Raw genomic sequence first — 18,631 nt, forward strand, 5'->3', positions numbered from 1 at the left:
ACCGCCTTCCGGCGTGCCCGAGGTGTTCATCAGCCCCCCGGCATCCGCTGACACCCGCTTGGGAACCGGCCTGGCGACGTCCGGGCGGCAACTCCCCGCTTGTCTTGCACGGAACTTCCGCAAGTTGCCGGTCTACGCGCGCTGCGCTACGCGCGTCACGGCGCACCCGCTCTGACCAGCGTGAAATCACCGATTGTCGGCGGCAGTCCATCTCCGAGCCATCAGACTGACCGTCAACATCCTTGGCATGACCGCTTCCGGGTTCGGCTACCGCCTGGTATCACTTCTGTGACCCTCACCACGCCACCCCACTGGAGCTGTGATGATCCGCCGTGCCCGTGCCCTGTCCATCGCCGCCATAGCGGCAGGCCTCACCATGACGACGCTCTTCGCCGCCTCGTCCGCGAACGCCGCCGGTGTCAACTACGTGGCCCTCGGCGACTCGTACTCCTCCGGTGTCGGTGCCGGCAGCTACCTGAGCGACAGCGGCAGCTGCAAGCGCAGCACCAACGCGTACCCGTACCTCTGGAAGAACGCGCACGCGCCGTCCTCCTTCAAGTTCGTCGCCTGTTCGGGTGCCAGGACCGGCGACGTCCTGAACAACCAGATCTCCGCCCTGGACGCCGGCACCACGCGGGTCAGCATCTCGGTCGGCGGCAACGACGCCGGCTTCGCCGACACCATGCAGGCCTGCGTCCTCGGCTCGGACGCCGACTGCATCAACGCCGTCAACACGGCCAAGAACTACGCCACCACCACCCTGCCCGGCCAGCTGGACCAGGTGTACTCGGCGATCAAGGCCAAGTCCCCGAACGCCCACGTCGTGGTGATGGGCTACCCGCACATCTACAAGGTCGGCGGCAGCTGCATCTTCGGCATCGGCGACACCAAGCGCGCCGCCATCAACGGTGCCGCCGACACCCTGGACGGCGTCCTCGCCAAGCGGGCCGCCAACGCCGGCTTCGCCTTCGGTGACGTCCGCAGCGTCTTCAACGAGCACGAGATCTGCGGCTCGCTGACCACCTGGCTGAACAGCACCACCCTTCCGGTCGACGAGAGCTACCACCCGAAGGCCGCCGGCCACTCCGGTGGCTACCTGCCGGTGTTCTCGGCGCTGTAAGGACTGCCGCGAGGACCGTCTCGTCGCAGGGCCTACTGGTGCCGCCCTCCCCTCCCAGGCCTCAGGGAGGGGACGGCGGCAACGCCGTTTCAGCCGTCGGAGGGCGCCGATCCGCCCGGCGCCGATCCGCCCGGCGTGGGCCCGCCCGGACCGGACCCGCTCGGTGGCGGCCCGCTCGGCGGGAAGGGGATGCCGGCGAGGACCGGCAGGAGTTCCGCCTCCTCGAAGTCGAGGTGCGCCTCCAACTCGGCGGCCATCCGGTCCAGCTCCGCGCGCAGCCGCTCCGGCTCGGTGACCGCGATCCCGGCCAGCAGGGTGACCAGCTCCTCCTTGATCCGTCCGATGGCCCGATGCTGCTCGCCGAGCCGCGCCAGGGTGTCGGCCAGCTCCGGATGGCTGCGGGCCAGGGCGGGGAAGACCGCGGCGTCCTCCCCGGTGTGGTGGTGCGTCAGCCCGTCGCAGAAGGCCAGGCAGTGCTGGCGCAACTGCATCCCGAGCGTGGCCGGCCGGCCCGGGGCATGGGCGTGCGCCTCCTCCCGTACGTGGCGCAGTTGCGCGCGCAGCCAGGTGTGCGCCTCCAGCAGCTTGTCGGCGAGGCTGCGGACCACCGGGGCCGGGCCGTCGGCGGGTGGTTCGAGCCGTTCCAGGACGACGACCGGCAACTCCCGGTCGGTGTGCGCCTGGTAGTCGCCGTAGCCCGGAGCCTTCCGGACGACGGCGGCGAACAGCCGTTCCCGGCGGGCGCCTTCGGCGGGTACGGCGACGGTCTCGAAGGCCTCGGTGCCGATTTCGACCCGGACCACCGGGTGGGCGAGGAGGTTGCGGTACCACTGGGGGTGCTCCGGCGCCCCGGCGGCGGAGGCGACGACCAGGAGCAGCCCCTGCGCCCGGACGTACCCGAGCGGCACGGTGTGCGGCCGCCCGGAGCGGGCCCCGGTGGTGGTCAGCAACAGCAGGTCGCCGCCCTCGAACGGGCCGCCGACCCGTCCGCCGTTGGCGCGGAACTCCTCGATGACGTTCAGGTTGAAGGACATGGGCATGCGTGTGTGATGGATCTCCAGAGAGGAAAGGGGCGCGGTCACACGCGGTGTCGGCGACGGTGCCGGTGCTGAAACCGGTGGTACGGCTGGTCGCGCGTCCGGCGGCGTCCGTTGCGGACGCAGGACGTGGGAACGCGTTTCGCGCACGCGGGCACCGCGGTGACCGCCTGGCGTCAGATCAGGGAAGCGGAGAGAGTGCTCATCGCGCATCGTCCCTTCGGAAGGGTGCCCGCTCGGCTGTCGGCCGGCCCACTACTCTTTGGCCGACGCCGCGCTGCACGCACCCATTAGAGCCAAGCCGTGGATGCCCTGTCAACGAGCACGATCACCGCCCGAGGGGAGCCGAGCCGCCGTGGGGCGCTCACTTGGCGCGACCGGCTGAACGGCTGAGCGGCCGTCGGGCTGAGCCACCGGAGCGGCCCGCCCCGAACCCCGACGCGCCGCCGCCTGTGACGGGAGCGGCGGCGCGTCGGGGTTCGGGGCGGCGTCCGTCAGCGCAGGTAGTCGACCAGGCCGGCCGGCTTGAGGCCGGCGGCGTCGGCGGCGGCCAGGGCGCGCTGGAGGTCGGCGGCGAGGGTGTCGGTCCAGTGCATCAGTACGACGTCGCCCGGCTGGAGCGGGCCGGGGTGCCAGATGTTTCCGGCGCCCCAGCTGAAGTCCGCGTCGGCCGTGAGCACGGTGCGGATGCCGCAGTTGGCGGCGGCCTGCAGGGTGTCGGCGTTCCAGGCGAAGTACGGCGGGCGGAAGAAGGCCGGTGCGGTGCCGAAGAGGCGGGTCATGGAGTCGCGGGCGTCGCAGATCTCGACCTGCTGTCGCTCCAACGGGAGCTTGGTGAGGTCGGCGTGGGAGACGCTGTGGTCCTGGACCGAGGAGCCGGGCACGGTGGTGACCCGCTTGAAGAAGGCCGGGTCGGTGGCGGCCGGCATCGGCAGAGGGAAGGCGGTGATGGGGAGCCGGTGGTCGGCGATGAACTGTTCCGCCTCGGGGGTGCGCTGCCAGCCGTCGTCCACAGTGAAGAAGACGACCCTGTCGTTGGTGGGGACGGAGCCCGCGGCGACGGCCGGGGCGGGTGCGGGGCCGTCCACCCGGACGTCGTCCACGGAGAACGGGCCCTGCTGGTACCAGCCGTGCACGTACAGCCGGACGCTGTGCGCGGTCGGGCCGGTGGTGAACCGGGTGCTCAGCCGCTGCCAGCCGCCGCCGGTGGTCTCCGTCCAGGCGGGGGCGACGTCCCTGCCGGTGCCGGTGGCGCCGAGGTGGACGAAGTCGCCGCGGACCCACGCGGAGGCCGTGTAGGCGGTGTCGGGCCGGACCGCGACGGTCTGGGCGCACTCGCCGGCGGAGTCGGCGCTCGCCGGGGTGACGGTGAGGGCGGAGGTGCCGTTGTGCGGGGCGGTGGAGGTGACGGCCGCTTCGGCCGGCCCGCCGGTGCAGCTCCAGCCGGGGACGCTGCCCCAGTCGGCGAGGTCGGGGGAGGGCAGCTCGAAGCCGGGGTTGGTGGCGAGGTTGGCGGTCGGTGCGGACGGCGCGGTCCGGGCGCTCGGAGCACCGTCCGGGGCGGCGTCGGCGGAAGCCGCCGGTGCGGCGAGGCCGGTGAGCAGCACGACCGAGGCGGCCAGTGCGGACAGGCGGGTGGGCAGGCGCGTGGACATCGACACGTGAGGACTCCAGCAGGTGGGGGCACGCCCGTGGGGAGAGCGTGAGCGGAATCGGACCGTGGAACAGTGGAACCGGGTCGTGGAACCGGAATTCGTGGAACTCCGGGTCGTGGGACTCCGGGCGTGGAACTCCGGATCGTCGCAACAATGGACTAGACCAATGCGGCCGTCAAGGGAACGGCGGATGAACCCCACCGCCCCGAGCGGCCGCCGGTCCGGCGGCACGTCCGCCACCGATCCTGCGACACAAGAGACAAGACGGCTCGTCAGGGACCCTCCGGACAGGCCCGGTTCAGGACAGGTACAGTTCCTCGATGTCCCTCGCGTAGTGCTCCGCGATCGCCGTCCGCCGCAGCTTGAGCGAGGGGGTCAGCAGCCCCTGCTCCTGGCTGAACTCCCTTGGCAGCAGCCGGAACGCGCGGATCGACTCGGCCCGGGAGACTGCCGTGTTCGCGGCCGCCACCGCACGCTGGACCTCCACGTGCAGCTCGTCGTCCGCGAGCACCGCCCACGGGTCCGCCTGCGCCCGTCCGCGGGTCTTCAGCCAGTGCGCCAGCGCCGCCGGGTCGAGCGTGATCAGCGCGGCCACGTACGGGCGGTCGTCACCCACCACCAGGCACTGGGAGACCAGCGGGTGCGCCTCGACCCGCTCCTCCAGGGCCGACGGGGCCAGGTTCTTGCCGCTGCTGGTGACGATCAGGTCCTTCTTGCGACCGGTGATGCTGAGGTAGCCGTCCTCGTCCAGCCGGCCCAGGTCGCCGGTCGCGAACCAGCCGTCGACCAGGGACTCGGCGGTGCAGCGCGGATGGTTGAGGTAGCCGCCGAAGACCGAGCCGCCGCGCACCCACACCTCGCCGTCGTCGGCGATCGCCACCGAGGCGCCCGGCACCGGTTGCCCGACCGTGCCGAGCTTCTGCCGGCCGACCGGGTTGGCGGTGATCGCGGCGGTGGTCTCGGTCAGCCCGTAGCCCTCGTACAGCTGGAGGCCGGCGCCGGTGAAGAACAGGCCCAGTTCGCGCCGGAGCGTGGAGCCGCCGCACAACACGCTGCGCACCCGGCCGCCGAGCACCGCCCGCAGCCTGGGGTAGACGGTCCGCTCGTACGCGAGGTGGCGCAGTCGCAGGGTCGCGCCCGGGCCGGGGCCGCGGCCGAAGGCCTTCTGCTCCCGGGCGGCGGCCCACTCGACGGCCACCTGCCGGGCCTGTTCGAAGAGTTCGCCGCGTCCGGCGTCCTCGGCGGCCCGCCGAGCCTGCTGGAAGATCTTCTCGAAGACGTACGGGACGGCGTGCAGGAAGGTCGGGCGGAAGGTCTCCAGCGCGGGCAGCAGCGCGTCGGTGGAGACCTCGGGGATGTGCCCGATCCGGAAGCCGCCGCGGACCGCCGCGATCTGCACGGCCCGCCCGTAGACGTGCGCGAGCGGCAGGAACAGCAGGGTGGCGGGACGGCCGCCGCCGGTCTCGCGCAGGGCGTCCCCCCAGCCGGCGAGCAGGGCGTCGGCCTCGGCGGCGAGGTTGGCGTGGGTGAGCAGGCAGCCCTTGGGCCGGCCGGTGGTGCCGGAGGTGTAGGCGACCGTGGCGATGTTCCCGGCGGCGACGCCGAGGCGCTGGCGGTGCACCAGGGAGTCCGGCACGCCCAGGCCGTCCCCGGTGATCGTGGCGACGCAGTCGCGGTCCAGCTGCCAGATGCCGGTGAGGTCGGGCAGTGCGTCGCAGACCGCGCCGACCGTCATCGCGGCGTCCTCGTCCTCGACCAGGCAGGCCACCGCCTGGGTCTCGGCGAGGATCCAGCGCACCTGCTCGGGGGCGGCGGTGGGGTACACCGGGACGGTGATCGCGCCGATCGACCAGAGTGCGTAGTCGAACAGCGTCCACTCGTAGCGGGTGCGGGACATCAGGGCGACCCGGTCGCCGTAGCGCACGCCGTGGGCGAGCAGGCCCTTGGCCAGGGCGAGCACCTGGTTCCGGAACTCCCGGGCGGTGACGTCCTGCCACCGCCCGTCCTCGGCCCGCCAGGAGAGCTGGACCAGGTCGGGGGTGCGCTCGGCGGTGTCGTAGAGGGAGTCGGCGAGTCCTCCGGTGGCCTCGGGTACGGCCGGGGCGGGGGTGGTGAACTCGCGCACAGTCCTCCCCAGTTCGGTGCCGGTAGTACGGGGTGGGCCGAAACTATCGGATCACCCGGTCACTGCCCAGGGTTGTGACGGTGACGCGACGAGATCGGCACGCGTCCCCTCCGGTGGTGTCGCGGCCGGGGAGGCGCGGAGGAGGAACGGCGGAGGGCGTGGAGGGTGCGGAGGATCCGCACCAATACGTCATTCCGGGCATGTGCGGATGATCCGGATGTGAAGCGGAGGCGGGGACGAGCGGTTTCTGACGTGTGCGGGACGAGACCGGCCGGTGGACCGGTTCGCCCCTCGAACGAGTGGTGAGGGCGTAGTAGAGTCTCGCAGACCTGTGGCCGGGAACCCCTCCTCCGACCCTTCCCCCAGCACCCTCCACCGCCGCCCCCGTCCCCGCCCCGCACCACCCGGGCCGCCCTGTCCGGCCCGGCCCCGCCCAGCCCCCGACACCGTTCCTTCGCCGCTCCCGCGACTCCCGCCGCTCCCCGACTCCCACCGCTCCCCGTCCGCGCCTGGCACTTCCCGACCGAGGACTCCATGCGTCTGCGCAGCAGCTCGATCCGCGCGAAGATCATCGCGCTGCTCCTGGTGCCCATCGTTGCGCTCATCGCCCTGTGGGCGTACGCCACGATCGCCACCACCGGGGACGTCTGGAGCCAGCTCGGGATCAGCCGTACGTACAAGGAGTTCGCGGGCCCGGTCGACCAGTACACCGGCGACCTGCAGAACGAGCGCCGCGCCGCCGTCCAGCGGCTGGCCGACCCGCGCTCGCCCGCCGCCCGGGAGGCCTACGAGCGGGCCAAGGCCGCCACCGACCGCAGCCTGGACGTGCTGCGGCAGAAGAAGGACAGCTCCGGCAGCAAGCTCTCCGCCCCCCAGCGCGGCCGCTTCGTGCAGATCATCGCCGCCGCCGACCAGATCGGACCGCTGCGCGCCCAGGTCGGCCGCTCCGCGCTGAACTGGGAGTTCGCGCTGGAGCAGTACAGCGACCTGGTCAAGCCGGTGTTCGGCTTCCGGTCCGCCTACGTCGCCCGGCAGAGCGGCCAACTCCCCCGCCAGGGCACCATCCTGATCGAGCTGGTGCGCGCCCGCGAGTACCTGTCGCAGGAGGACGCGGCGATGGAGGGCCTGCGCACCGGCGCCACCAGGCCCACCGCCGAGCAGTACCAGGTCGCGCTGGACGCCCTGCACAACCAGCAGGCGCTGTTCACCGTCTACGTCGCCGAGCTGGAACCCGCCGACCAGTCCGACTACGCCGCGCTGCGCGGCGGCGAGGCCTGGGGCGCGCTGGCCCGCGCCGAGGCGGACTTCGTCGGCGCCGGCGGCCCCGACCGGGTGGTCCAGGCGCTCAACGGCGACAGCTGGCGGGAGACCGCCGACCGGGCGCTCGGCGACCTCGCCTCGATCAACAGCCGGATCTCGGTCGGGCTGGACGAGCGCGCGCGGTCCACGGCGATCGGGATGCTCTGGCGCGGCGGCATCGCCGGTGCCGTCGGCCTGGTCGCCGTGGTGCTGTCGATCATGATCTCGTTCCGGATCGGCCGGGGCCTGGCCCGCGAGCTGATCGGCCTGCGCAACGCGGCCGACGAGCTGGCCGGCACCCGCCTGCCGTCCGTCATGCTGCGGCTGCGCCGGGGCGAGCCGGTGGACGTGGCCACCGAGGCCCCCGAGCTGCACTTCGGGAACGCCGAGATCGGCCAGGTCGGCCAGGCGTTCAACGCGGTGCAGCGGGCCGCCGTCGAGGCCGCCGTCGAACAGGCCGAACTGCGGCGCGGGGTCTCGGCGGTGTTCGTCAACCTCGCCCGGCGCAGCCAGGTGCTGCTGCACCGCCAGCTCACCCTGCTCGACACCATGGAGCGCCGCACCGAGGACCCGGCGGAGCTGGAGGACCTCTTCAAGGTCGACCACCTCACCACCCGCATGCGCCGGCACGCCGAGGGCCTGATCATCCTGGCCGGCGGCTCGCCCGGCCGCGCCTGGCGCAAGCCGGTCCGGATGGTGGACGTGGTCCGGGCGGCGGTCGGCGAGGTCGAGGACTACGCCCGGGTGATCGTCCGGCCGTTCCCCGGCACCGGCCTGCTCGGCAGCGCCGTCGCGGACGTCACCCACCTGGTCGCCGAACTCGTCGAGAACGCTGCGGTGTTCTCCCCGCCGAGCACCCAGGTCACCGTCCAGGGCGAGGTGGTGGCGCACGGCTTCGCGCTGGAGATCGACGACCGCGGCCTCGGGCTGAGCGAGCAGTTGCTCGCCGAGATCAACGAACGCCTCGCCGTGGAGCAGGAGTTCGACCTCGCCGACACCGACCGGCTGGGCCTGTTCGTGGTCAGCCGGCTGGCCCGGCGGCACGGCATCCGGGTGCACCTGCGGCCGTCCCCGTACGGGGGGACGACGGCGGTGGTGCTGGTCCCGCGCGAACTGCTCGCGGAGGCGCCGGACGGGATGCCGGAGCCGGGCGCGGCCCGGCAGCGGTCCGCGGCGGGCGGTCGGCGCGGGCAGCGGGACCTGGTCGCGGTACCCGGGTCGGGAGGCGCTTCCCGGGCGGGGGCCGGGGCGGTCGGCTCCGCTGGTTCCGGTTCCGGTTCCGGGTCCGGTGCTGGTGTCGGGGCGGGTGCCGGTGCCGGTACGGGTCCGGGTGCCGCCGTCGGGGCTGGGGCCGGAGGCCGTACGGGCGCGGATGCCGACGACGGTGCGGCAGGCGGGCACCGTGGGACGACGGGAGGGCCGCGGCCCTCCGTGCCGGAGGCCGGCCGTACGGCGGGCGGGCTGCCGCGCCGGGCCTCGCGGGTCAAGGGCGGACCGATGCTGGTCCCCGCGCCCGCGGCGGACACCGAGGAGGCCCCGGGGACGGGACGGCACCGGCGGGAGGACGCCGCGGTGGCCGCGGCCGAGGCAGCCGTCGCGGCCGTCGGGGTCGCCGGGCCGATTGACTCGCCTGCGGATGCGCCGGTGGACGCCGCGCCCCGGACGCCGGGCGGTCTGCCCAGGCGGGTCCGGCAGGCGAACCTGGCGCCGCAGCTCAGGGAGCAGCTCACGGAGCAGCTGAAGGAACGGTTCCGCAACGGGACCGGAGCCGACGGCGCCGGGGGAGCGTCGACCGGCGACGCCCAGGACGGTCGGGGTGCCCGCGAGGGCGGGGAGTCCCGGGAGGCCAGGGAACGCTCGCCCGAGGAGGCGCGGGCCACCTTCGCCTCGTTCCAGCGCGGCTTCACCCGGGGACGGGGCGCCACGGCTCCGGCGGACCGTACGGGCGCGTCCCCGGACCGCACCGGTGCGCCGGCGGACCGCCCCGGTGCTCCGTTGACGGATCGTCCCGGCACGCCCGACGATCGTGCCGTACGCGGGAACGGGCGGCCCACCGCCGTACCGGCCTGGCAGCCGCCGGACCGGTCCAGGCGGGCGATCGGCCCGGCTCCCGCCCCGGCGGCGCTGCCCGCGCCGCAGGACACCGGTCGGGCACCGCTCGCCCGTCGGGTGCCGCCCGGACAGCCGGTCCGCCGGAGCCCGGACACCGGCGCGACCGCGCCACCTGCCGTACCCGCTCCACCCGTACCACCCGCCGTACCCGCTCCACCCGCACCACCCGCTCCAGCGGAAGGAACTGATTCATGACCACGTCGATGCAGTCGTCCGGGGACCTCAACTGGCTCCTGGACGACCTGGTGGGGCGCGTCGCGGCCCTGCGGCACGCGGTGATCCTCTCCAACGACGGCCTGGCCACCGGTGCCTCCCGCGACCTGGACCGCGAGGACGCCGAGCACCTGGCCGCCGTCGCCGCCGGGTTCCACAGCCTGGCGAAGGGCGCCGGCGGGCACTTCAAGGTCGGCGGCGTCCGGCAGACCATGGTCGAGCTGGACGAGGCCTTCCTGTTCATCACGGCCGCCGGCGACGGAAGTTGTCTGGCCGTGCTGAGCGAGGCCGAGGCGGACATCGGCCAGATCGCGTACGAGATGGCGCTGCTGGTCAAGCGGGTCGGCGAGCACATGGCCGCCGAGCCGCGCACCGAAACCGCCCCGCCGGTGAGATGAGCGGTCCGATGGCGGATCCGAAGGCGGATGTGCCGGACGGCCCGGAGACGCCGGACGGCCCCCAGGTGCCGGTGGGCACGACCGGGCCGTCCGGCGTCGTCGGTCAGGCCGTCGGTCCGGCCGGTGGTTCGGACGTCGGTTCGGACGACTTGGTCGGCTCGGACAGCTCGGTCGACGGGGCCGGCCCGGGGGCGCCGGCGGAGGACGGGCAGACGGCCCCGGACGGGCCCGAGGTCGACCTGTTCCGGCCGCGCAGCCCGGTCGACGACCGCTGGTTCGACGACGAGGCCGGCCCGGTGGTGCGGCTCTACTCGATGACCCGCGGCCGCACCCGACCGGTCGAGGAAGGGCTGTTCGACCTGATCTCGCTGGTGACCGCCGTCGATCCCGGGCCGGTCGCGGGGGCCGTGCCCGCGCACGTCCTCGACCCGGAGCACCAGACGCTGCTCACCCTGTGCCGCCGCGAGCCGCTCTCCGTCGCCGAGCTCGGCTCCTACACCGACCTGCCGGTCAGCGTGGTGCGGGTGCTGCTCGGCGATCTCTACGACGCCGAGCTGATCAGCGTCACCCGACCCGTTCCGCTCGCCGAGCTGCCGGACGAGCGCCTGCTGCGAGACGTGATCAATGGACTCCGTGCGCTCTGACCCCCAACCCCGCCCGGACGGTGCCCGGCCGCACCGGGACGGCGCCGCGGCCCACCCGGCGAACGCCAACGACCCGCGCTGGCGCGGCGGTCCGGCCGTCGCGGTGAAGATCCTGGTCGCGGGCGGCTTCGGCGCGGGCAAGACCACCCTGGTCGGCTCGGTCAGCGAGATCCGGCCGCTGCGCACCGAGGAGGAGCTCAGCGAGCTGGGCCGACCGGTGGACGACACCTCGGGGGTGGAGGCGAAGCGCACCACCACCGTCGCGATGGACTTCGGCCGGATCGACCTGCGGCCGGGCCTCGCGCTCTACCTGTTCGGCACGCCCGGGCAGGACCGGTTCTGGTTCGTCTGGGACGAGCTGGCCCGCGGTGCGCTCGGTGCTCTGGTGCTCGCGGACACCCGGCGACTGGCCGACTGCTTCCCGTCGGTGGACTTCTTCGAGCAGCGCGGCATCCCGTTCCTGGTCGCGGTGAACTGCTTCGAGGGCACCGAGCGGTTCGCGCCGGACGAGGTCCGCGAAGCGCTCGACCTCGACCAGGACATCCCGGTGCTGCTCTGCGACGCTCGGCTGCGGCAGGACGGCAAGGACCTGCTCATCGCACTGGTCGAGCACGCCGCCGCCCTCCGGCACCGCCGGGCCCCGGTCGGCGCCTGAGGGCGGATCGGCTCGGGGCGGCTCCGGGTCGGCTCGGGGCGGTTCCGGGGCGGCTCGGGGCGGCTCCGGTTCGACTTCGGCTCCGCTTCGACGGACGCCGTGCGACCGCCGCGCGACGGCCGTACGAGGACTCGGCGGGTGGGCGCGCCGACCTGCCCGTTTCGCCCGACGTCTCATTCGGCCGTCCGCATCCCGGACGATCACTGCGCCGAAGGTTGCCTAGACCGGCCCGGGCGTGGAAGGCTCTGTGGACGAAGGCCGCCCGGCCATGCCGTCGGGAGCGCTGGAAACGCCCCGTTCACGCGGGTGTTGCGACCGGCGGACGGCCTTCGGCGTACTGGCGAGGCATCGTCGGCGGGCACCGAAGCGGTGCGCCGCCGGGTGGCGAACGAGGGGGAGGGCAGCAGCATGACCGTCGACCGACGACGCATCATCACCGCAGTTCCCGGCTCCCTGATGCCCGGTGCCCTGATGTCCGACGCCCTGACGCCCGGTGCCGCCGTACGCGGCCTCGCCGATCCGGCGCTCACCGCCCGCCGCTACATCGACCACGCGCTGATCTGCAGCGCGTGTTGTCGCTGACCGGCCTGACCTTCCCGGTACGTCCCCCGGCGCTCGCGGCCCACCCGGCCCGCCGCCCGACGCACCGCCGAAACCCGTCGACCAGGCCGTAGCGGACCGCCCGTCCGGCGTGCCCGCGGCCGACCAACCGGACCCGCCCAGCGGAGAGACCACCAGTGAACATCGTCTGCCCCAGCACCGCCCCCGACGTCGTCGGCCGTACCCGAACGACCGGGTCGGCCCCCGCGATGCGCGCGGGCGGACGGACCGGACGGTGGAACCGGTGCGCGAGCCGCGCCGTGGACAGCCGGCGGGGTCGCCCCGACCTCGAGCCGTTCTGGCCGTCCCGGCAGCCGCACCTGTTCGATCAGACGTGTCCCGGCTCGCCCAGCGCGTCCCGGCCCTCCGCCCGCTGACCCGGTTCGGTCCGGTCCAGCCCAGGCAGTACGCCCGGTCGACGCGCAGACGACTCCACCCCGTCCGTCACGCGCGAAATGAGCGGCACACCATGTCTTCTTCCTCCACCGCCACCCTGACCCCGCCGACCGCGGCCCCGCACCTGCGCGCGGTCCGCTCCCTCCCGCCGGTCTCCTCCGTCCCCGCCGTCGTCCCGGTCGGTCCCGGCACGTCCGGGGTCGCCGGACCGTCCGTCCCCCCGGCGTCGGTGTCCGACCGATGGCCCGGGGCGACGACCCGTCCGCCGCATGCCGGTGCGGGCCACGTCGGGCCGGTGCCCGCCGGTCCGGCCCGTCCGGCCCGTCCGGCGGCCGTTCCCCCGCCCGCCGCCGTGCAGCCGGGCGCCGCCGCCCCGCAGGTTCCCCAGGCGTTGCTCGCCGCGCTGCCGGAGGGGGCGGCCGTCGTCGCCACCCTGCCGCAGGGCGTGCTGCCGCAGGCGCTGCTCGCCCAGTACGGCACGCAGTTCGGCGACGTGAACGGCAGCCCGCTGGTCGGGTACCTGGTGCTGGTCCCGGCCGAGAGCCCGGCGGCGGGGACTGCCGGCCTGCCGGGGGTGCCGGTCGGTGCCGGTCTCGCCGGAGCCTCCGGTGCTCACGCGGCACCCGGCGCCCGGCCGGCGGCCGACGGGCCCGCTGCCCAGACCGTCGCGGGGGTCCGTCCGGTCCGCCCGGCCGCGCGCGGCATCGCCGTCGACACCGAGCGGCGCAACGCCTACGTCGACGGGCGGCTGCTCGACCTCACCTACCTGGAGTTCGAGCTGCTGGCCCACCTCACCGAGCATCCGCAGCGGGTGCACACCCGGGACCACCTGGTCTCCGCGGTCTGGGGCTACGGCCACGTCGGGGACGGGCGGACCGTCGACGTGCACGTCGCCCGGCTGCGCCGCAAGCTCGGGCCGGCTTATCGGGACACCATCGTGACGGTCCGTCGGGTCGGCTACAAGTACACCCCGGTGGCGGTCTGACGGTGGCTCGCCGTCGGTAGGCCGTATCGGTATGACGCCACCGGGCCAGCGTTACCGGCCCGGCGCCACCGACCGGTTGCCAGCGGCCGGACGCCACCGACTGTCCTCTCCGGCCGGTCGAAGCGGTGGGACGCCCGTCCTGGACGCGGACGGGCGTCCCACCGCTTCGCCGCGTTCCGGCGGACCGTCAGGAGCGCTGGTCGGGTGGCAGCAGGAGGACGGCGAGCGCGTCGGCGCAGCTGCGGGCGTGGCCGAGGAACCAGTCCAGCCGGTCGTCGGTGAGGTGCGTGGGCGTCGAACGGACCGCCAGGGCGAACCGCGCTTGCCCGGCCCCGTCCAGGACGGGCACGGCAACCGTCCGCACTCCAGCGGCCGACTCACCGTCGTTGAGCGCGTACCCGGCCACCCGGACCTTCGCCAACTCCTCGTTCAGGACGGCTGGTTCGGTGATCGTCCGGTCGGTGAAGGAGGGCAGCGGGCCGAGCGCGGACGGCCCGGTCTCACCCGGGCGGGGCCAGGCCAGCAGGACCTTGCCGAGCGCCGTGGAGTGCAGCGGACGGCGCAGGCCCAGGCCGGTGTCCGGGCGGACGGAGCCGCCGACCAGGATCACCGCGTGCGCGCCGCTGCGGATCGCCAGGTCGGCGGTCGCCTTGGTGCGCCGGGACAGTAGCTCCAGTTCGGGCCCGGCGAGGTGCAGCCCGCGTTGGTGGAAGGTGAGCTGGCCGAGTTCGGCGACGGCCGGGCCGAGTCGGTAGCGGGCGGTCTGCTCGTCCTGCTCCAGGAACCCGGCGCTGACCAGCGTGCGGGCCAGCCGGTGCGCGGTGGAGACCGACAGGCCCATCCGCCGGGCCAGGTCCGAGGCGCTCAGGTCGGGGCCGTTGTCATGGAAGCAGTTCAGCACTCCGAGCGCGCGCTGTACGGCCTGCGCGCCGGCCGGCGGACTCTGGACGGCGGTGGCGGCCCCGGCCATGGCACCTCGCGTTTCGGTTCGGAACTCCGGACGGACGGCCGGAGGCGGTCTCAGCGTAGGGCAGCCGGTGCTGCGGGAATGTGTCGACAACGTTGCAATGGAATGGCGTTGATGAACAACTGATCCCACCATGTGGCAAAGGCTTGCTTCCGGCTCGTCTGCCGTGGAACGCTCCTCGCATCGCAACCGGACGGCCGCTCGGCCCGGCCGGTGCCCGCCCCGATTCCACGGAAGGAGAAGCGCCGTGACGTCCCACCGGTGTCTCCCCTCCCGTTCGTGTTGTCGCTGACCGACCCGTCGCCGCCGACCGTCGCCGACCGACGCCGGCCGATGTCTCCCGCGCTGCCCGCCGCCCCGCGATGTGGCGTACAACTCCCTTGCGCACCAGCCCTCGTGGGCCGCCGTGCGGTCATTCGATCCCGAGCTCCTCCGGCCGCCGTCGGAGCCACCGTGGAGGACCAACTCCGTTGTCCAGTCGTGCCCAGAACGCCTTCCCGCTTCCCGACACCCTCTGGTTCACCCGCTGCCCGGTGCCCACCGCGACCGGGATCGCCGCCGACCGGGGGTGGCTCGCCCGCGAGTTCGCCGCCGACGGCATCGCCGTCCGCTCGCTGCAGGATGCCCCGCCCGAGGTGGCAGCGGACCACCACTACACCCACGCGCTGACCGGCCTGTTCCGGGAAGGCGGCAACGTCCCCGCGCTGTGGGCGCGTTCGCGCGGCGAGACGACCAGGCTGATCGGCCTCACCTGGATCGAGGAGCGCCAGGTGGTGCTGGTCCGCGCCGGCAGCGGCATCACCGCGCCCGGGCAGCTGCGCGGGCTGCGACTGGCGGTGCCACATCATGACATCGGCATCGACTTCTGGCGGGCCATGGCGCTGGCCGGCCTCCGCGGCGCCCTCGGGCTCGCGGGCCTCACCCTGGCGGACGCCGAGCTGGTGGACGTCCAGGGCGTACCGGGTGGCGGGCAGTGGTCCGCCGAGCTGGCCGCACTGCGGGACGGCACGGTGGACGCGGTGTACGTGAAGGGGGCGCTCGCCGTCGAGGCGGCCCGCCGGATCGGTGCGGAGGTGGCCGTGGAGCTGGACGCGGCGCCGGACCGCCGGGCCCGGGTCAACAACGGCACGCCCCGGCCGATCACCGTCCACCAGCGACTGCTGGACGAACAGCCCGGGCTGGTCGCCCGCTTCCTCGCGGTGCTGCTGGAGGCCGCCGACTGGGCGGCGGAGCGCCCGGAGGAGGTCGTCCGGATCCTGCGGGCCGAGACCGGCGCCGGGGCCGAGGGCGTTGCCGGGGCCTACGCTCCGGGCAGCCACCGCACCCTGCACCTGGACCTGTCGGCGGAGCGGCTGGAGCTGCTGGCGCTGCAGGAACGATTCCTCGGAGAGCAGGGCTTCCTCGCCTCGCCGGTGGACGTTCAGGCGTGGGCCGACCCTGAGCCGCTCCGCGCCGCCCGCGAGCTGCTGCGGGTGCGGCGCGCGGGGGCGGGTGGGGGTGCGGGTGGGGGTGCCGACGGCGTTCAGATCACAGACTTCGGATAACAGCGTTCAGCTAACAGATTTTGAAAGTTGTCAGTTGTCAGTCGTCGGTTGTCGGCCGTCATCTGTCACTCACTTGGAGACTCCCGTTGAAGACCTCCCGCCTCGTCCTCGCCGCCACCGCGCTGCTCGCCTCCACCGCCCTGGCCGCCTGCGGCTCGTCCGCCGACGGGGCCAAGGCCTCCGCCGGAGGCGGGGCCGGCGGCAAGGCCGACGTCGTGCTCCGGCTACCCGATCCCGGCAACAACGGCTTCCTCGCCCGCGGCAAGAAGGACGGCTCGCTGGACCGGGCCCTCGCCGCCGTCCACACCAAGGTCGCCTGGACCGGCAGTGCCGGCCCCTTCGCCCCCGCCGCCCAGGCCCTCTCCGCCGACCAACTGGACGTCGCCCAGGGCTCGATCACCTCGGCCATCGCCGCGCTCGCCCAGAAGCCCGGCTTCAAGCTGTTCGCCCAGACCGCGCCCGACGGTGTCGGCGAGGGGATCCTGGTGAAGAACGACTCGCCCATCAAGTCCGTCCAGGACCTGGTCGGCCGGAAGGTCGCCGTCTCCCAGGGCGGCACCAGCGAGTACCTGCTGCTCAAGGCGCTCGCGAAGAACGGCGTCCCGGCCGACCGGGTGGAGCGGGTCTACCTGCGCGCCGACCAGACCTCAGGGGTCTTCAACTCCGGCCAGGTGGACGCCTGGGCGACCTGGAACACCTTCTCGACGCCCGCGATCGCCAACGCCGGTGCGCACTTCCTGGTCAACGGCCAGGAGGTGGGCTCCGACAACTACGCCGTCTGGGCCGTGCGCAACGGCTTCGCCGACAAACATCCCGAGGTGGTCAAGGCCTTCTACGCCTACATGCGGGAGAACGGCGAGAAGGAGAAGGCCGACCCGGCGGGCTACCTCAACGTGTTCACCGACGCCGGTCCGACCGCCGTCACCCCCGCCGAGAAGGACGTCGCGGTGAACATCAGCAGGCAGGGCACCCCGGCCGACGCCATCTCCGACACCGACATCGCCCGCTTCGGGACGGTCGCCAGGTTCTTCGCCGAGCAGAAGGTCACCAAGCAGCTGGTCGACGTCAAACCGTACCTGATCGACGTCAACAAGCTCGCGGACGGTGCCAAGTGACCACCGCTACCGAGAAGTTCACCCCCGACAACACCCGGGCGGCGCTGGACGCCGGCCTGGTAGCCCCGCGGAGCCGGCGGCACCGGCCCCGCCCCCGCGCACTCGCCGTGACCCTGCGCACCGTCGGTCCGCTCGCCCTGCTCGGCGGTTGGGCCCTCGCCTCCGCCACCGGCGCGCTCACCCAGGACGTGCTCGCCTCGCCCGCCCAGGTGGTCCAGGCCGTGCGGGAGTTGTGGGGCAACGGCCAGCTGACCGACGCCCTGTCCGTCTCCCTCACCCGCGCCGGACTCGGTCTTCTCTTCGGCGCCACCACCGGCCTGGTGCTCGGTGTGGTCACCGGATTCACCCGTCTCGGCGAGGAGTTGCTCGACTCCGCGATCCAGGTCCTGCGCACCGTGCCGTTCCTGGCCCTCGTCCCGCTGTTCATGGTGTGGTTCGGCATCACCGAGACCGCGAAGGTCGCGCTGATCGCGGTCGCCACCAGCTTCCCGATGTACGTGTCCGCCTCGGGCGGGGTCCGCAGCACCGACCGCAAGCTGGTCGAGGCGATGCGCAGCTTCGGCCTCGGCCGGTGGGCGATCGTGCGCACCGTCGTGCTGCCCGGCGCGCTGCCCTCGCTGCTGTCCGGACTGCGCCTGTCGATGACGCTCAGCGTGATCGCCCTGATCGCCGCCGAGGAGATCAACTCCACGGAGGGAATCGGGTACTTGATGGCCCAGGCGCAGAACTACTCGCGCACCGACGTCCTCGCCGTCTGCATCCTGATCTACGGGCTGCTCGGCCTCGCCGCCGACGGCACCGTCCGAGTCCTGGAGCGCGTGCTGATGCCGTGGCGCCAGGCCGTCCAGGGAGCGGCCCGATGACCGCCGACACGTCCACCGCCGCCACGCCGGCCCCCTCGGCCCGGTCCTCCCGCGCTTTCCACTTCTCCCACTCTTCCCGCCCTTCCCGCTCGGCGTCCGAGGGGGCGGCGCCGGCCGTCCATCTGCGCGGTCTGCGCCGGGTGTTCGGCACCCGTGCCGTGCTCGACGGGGTCGACCTCTCCATCGCCCGCGGCGAGTTCGTCGCCCTGCTGGGTGCCAGCGGCACCGGCAAGACCACCCTGCTGCGCATCCTCGGGGCGCTCGACCAGGCGGACGAGGGCACCGTGCTCGTCCCGCCGGTCCGTACCGTGGTCTTCCAGGAACCCCGACTGGTGCCATCCAAGCGGGTGCTGGCCAACGTCACGGTCGGCCTGCCGCGCGGCGCGGCGACCCGGGAGACCGGGCTGAAGGCCCTCGCCGAGGTCGGCCTGGAGCGGCACGCCGAGGCCTGGCCGGCCACCCTCTCGGGCGGCGAGGCGCAGCGCGTCGCGCTCGCCCGGGCACTCGTCCGGGAGCCGCAACTCCTCTTGCTCGACGAACCGTTCGCCGCCCTGGATGCGCTCACCCGGCTGCGCATGCAGGACCTCGTCGGCGACCTGGTGCGCCAGCACCGCCCGGCGGTGCTGCTGGTCACCCACGACGTGGACGAGGCCGTACGGCTCGCCGACCGGGTCGTGGTGCTGCGCGACGGTCTGCTCGCCCGGGACGAAGCCGTCGCCGTCCAGCACCCGCGCGATTCGGCCGACCCCGCCTTCGCCGACCTGCGGCGCCGACTGCTCGCCGACCTCGGCGTCCACTGAGATCCACTGAGGTCGACCGACATTCGCTGACGTTCACTGAGGTTGCGGACGACCGTGACCCAGTGAACACCCACGACATTCACCCGACTTGCCCCGATGTCCG

15 protein-coding genes are annotated in these 18,631 nt (G+C 73.7%); 11 read left to right on the top strand and 4 right to left on the bottom strand.

Annotation, left to right across the window (positions count from 1 at the left end; all coding sequences use genetic code 11):
• Positions 1-325: 325 nt before the first annotated feature.
• Positions 326-1,120 (top strand): SGNH/GDSL hydrolase family protein, encoded by a 795-nt coding sequence (locus tag ACZ7RU_RS22930; RefSeq protein WP_470342966.1) that lies wholly within the window; start codon positions 326-328, stop codon positions 1,118-1,120.
• 89 nt (positions 1,121-1,209) lie between these two features.
• On the opposite strand, the gene ACZ7RU_RS22935 is transcribed toward ACZ7RU_RS22930, so the two are convergent.
• From ACZ7RU_RS22935 to ACZ7RU_RS22945, 3 genes are all read right to left on the bottom strand, one after another.
• Positions 1,210-2,160 (bottom strand): nitroreductase/quinone reductase family protein, encoded by a 951-nt coding sequence (locus tag ACZ7RU_RS22935; RefSeq protein WP_470342799.1) that lies wholly within the window; start codon positions 2,158-2,160, stop codon positions 1,210-1,212.
• A gap of 491 nt (positions 2,161-2,651) precedes the next feature.
• Positions 2,652-3,812 carry a polysaccharide deacetylase family protein gene (locus tag ACZ7RU_RS22940; protein ID WP_470342967.1) on the bottom strand — a complete coding sequence of 387 codons (1,161 nt, stop codon included), beginning with the start codon at positions 3,810-3,812 and terminating at the stop codon, positions 2,652-2,654.
• Positions 3,813-4,110: 298 nt separating this feature from the next.
• Entirely contained in the window at positions 4,111-5,937 is a 1,827-nt protein-coding gene (locus tag ACZ7RU_RS22945; RefSeq protein ID WP_470342800.1) for an AMP-dependent synthetase/ligase, read from the bottom strand.
• 534 nt (positions 5,938-6,471) lie between these two features.
• Here ACZ7RU_RS22945 and ACZ7RU_RS22950 point away from each other — a divergent pair.
• From ACZ7RU_RS22950 to ACZ7RU_RS22975, 6 genes are all read left to right on the top strand, one after another.
• Complete coding sequence (locus ACZ7RU_RS22950; protein ID WP_470342801.1) at positions 6,472-9,543, top strand: sensor histidine kinase; 3,072 nt, start codon at positions 6,472-6,474, stop codon at positions 9,541-9,543.
• A complete protein-coding gene (locus ACZ7RU_RS22955) occupies positions 9,540-9,959 on the top strand; it encodes a roadblock/LC7 domain-containing protein (protein WP_049652175.1) in 420 nt (139 codons plus the stop codon). Before ACZ7RU_RS22950 ends, ACZ7RU_RS22955 begins: the two co-directional genes overlap by 4 nt.
• A gap of 239 nt (positions 9,960-10,198) precedes the next feature.
• Complete coding sequence (locus ACZ7RU_RS22960) at positions 10,199-10,603, top strand: DUF742 domain-containing protein (protein ID WP_470342968.1); 405 nt, start codon at positions 10,199-10,201, stop codon at positions 10,601-10,603.
• A 103-nt stretch (positions 10,604-10,706) separates the two neighbouring features.
• Entirely contained in the window at positions 10,707-11,258 is a 552-nt protein-coding gene (locus ACZ7RU_RS22965) for a GTP-binding protein (RefSeq protein ID WP_401113615.1), read from the top strand.
• Positions 11,259-11,666: 408 nt separating this feature from the next.
• Positions 11,667-11,840 carry a hypothetical protein gene (locus ACZ7RU_RS22970; protein ID WP_470342802.1) on the top strand — a complete coding sequence of 58 codons (174 nt, stop codon included), beginning with the start codon at positions 11,667-11,669 and terminating at the stop codon, positions 11,838-11,840.
• A 766-nt stretch (positions 11,841-12,606) separates the two neighbouring features.
• Positions 12,607-13,239 (top strand): winged helix-turn-helix domain-containing protein, encoded by a 633-nt coding sequence (locus tag ACZ7RU_RS22975; protein ID WP_470342969.1) that lies wholly within the window; start codon positions 12,607-12,609, stop codon positions 13,237-13,239.
• Between the two features lie 187 nt (positions 13,240-13,426).
• Here ACZ7RU_RS22975 and ACZ7RU_RS22980 read toward each other — a convergent pair whose 3' ends face one another.
• Positions 13,427-14,209: an IclR family transcriptional regulator gene (locus tag ACZ7RU_RS22980; protein WP_470342803.1), complete on the bottom strand. Its 783-nt coding sequence runs from the start codon at positions 14,207-14,209 to the stop codon at positions 13,427-13,429.
• Positions 14,210-14,676: 467 nt separating this feature from the next.
• Here ACZ7RU_RS22980 and ACZ7RU_RS22985 point away from each other — a divergent pair, with 467 nt between their 5' ends.
• From ACZ7RU_RS22985 to ACZ7RU_RS23000, 4 genes are all read left to right on the top strand, one after another.
• Complete coding sequence (locus ACZ7RU_RS22985) at positions 14,677-15,750, top strand: ABC transporter substrate-binding protein (RefSeq protein ID WP_470342804.1); 1,074 nt, start codon at positions 14,677-14,679, stop codon at positions 15,748-15,750.
• 86 nt (positions 15,751-15,836) lie between these two features.
• Positions 15,837-16,865 carry an NrtA/SsuA/CpmA family ABC transporter substrate-binding protein gene (locus ACZ7RU_RS22990; protein WP_470342805.1) on the top strand — a complete coding sequence of 343 codons (1,029 nt, stop codon included), beginning with the start codon at positions 15,837-15,839 and terminating at the stop codon, positions 16,863-16,865.
• On the top strand, positions 16,862-17,728 hold the full coding sequence (locus tag ACZ7RU_RS22995; RefSeq protein WP_470342806.1) for an ABC transporter permease: 867 nt from the start codon (positions 16,862-16,864) through the stop codon (positions 17,726-17,728). The genes ACZ7RU_RS22990 and ACZ7RU_RS22995 overlap by 4 nt, the downstream gene beginning before the upstream one ends.
• Positions 17,725-18,528, top strand: coding sequence for an ABC transporter ATP-binding protein (locus tag ACZ7RU_RS23000; RefSeq protein ID WP_470342807.1), 804 nt, complete (start codon positions 17,725-17,727; stop codon positions 18,526-18,528). The genes ACZ7RU_RS22995 and ACZ7RU_RS23000 overlap by 4 nt, the downstream gene beginning before the upstream one ends.
• Positions 18,529-18,631: the final 103 nt, after the last annotated feature.

The sequence above is a fragment of the Kitasatospora sp. NPDC114501 genome, assembly GCF_055633695.1.

What these genes read in the sequence shown, in the direction of transcription:
- ACZ7RU_RS22935 (WP_470342799.1), bottom strand. Translation starts at nt 2,160, where the DNA reads ATGCCCATGTCCTTCAACCTGAACGTCATCGAGGAGTTCCGCGCCAAC.
- ACZ7RU_RS22940 (WP_470342967.1), bottom strand. Translation starts at nt 3,812, where the DNA reads ATGTCCACGCGCCTGCCCACCCGCCTGTCCGCACTGGCCGCCTCGGTC.
- ACZ7RU_RS22950 (WP_470342801.1), top strand. Translation starts at nt 6,472, where the DNA reads ATGCGTCTGCGCAGCAGCTCGATCCGCGCGAAGATCATCGCGCTGCTC.
- ACZ7RU_RS22955 (WP_049652175.1), top strand. Translation starts at nt 9,540, where the DNA reads ATGACCACGTCGATGCAGTCGTCCGGGGACCTCAACTGGCTCCTGGAC.
- ACZ7RU_RS22970 (WP_470342802.1), top strand. Translation starts at nt 11,667, where the DNA reads ATGACCGTCGACCGACGACGCATCATCACCGCAGTTCCCGGCTCCCTG.
- ACZ7RU_RS22980 (WP_470342803.1), bottom strand. Translation starts at nt 14,209, where the DNA reads ATGGCCGGGGCCGCCACCGCCGTCCAGAGTCCGCCGGCCGGCGCGCAG.
- ACZ7RU_RS23000 (WP_470342807.1), top strand. Translation starts at nt 17,725, where the DNA reads ATGACCGCCGACACGTCCACCGCCGCCACGCCGGCCCCCTCGGCCCGG.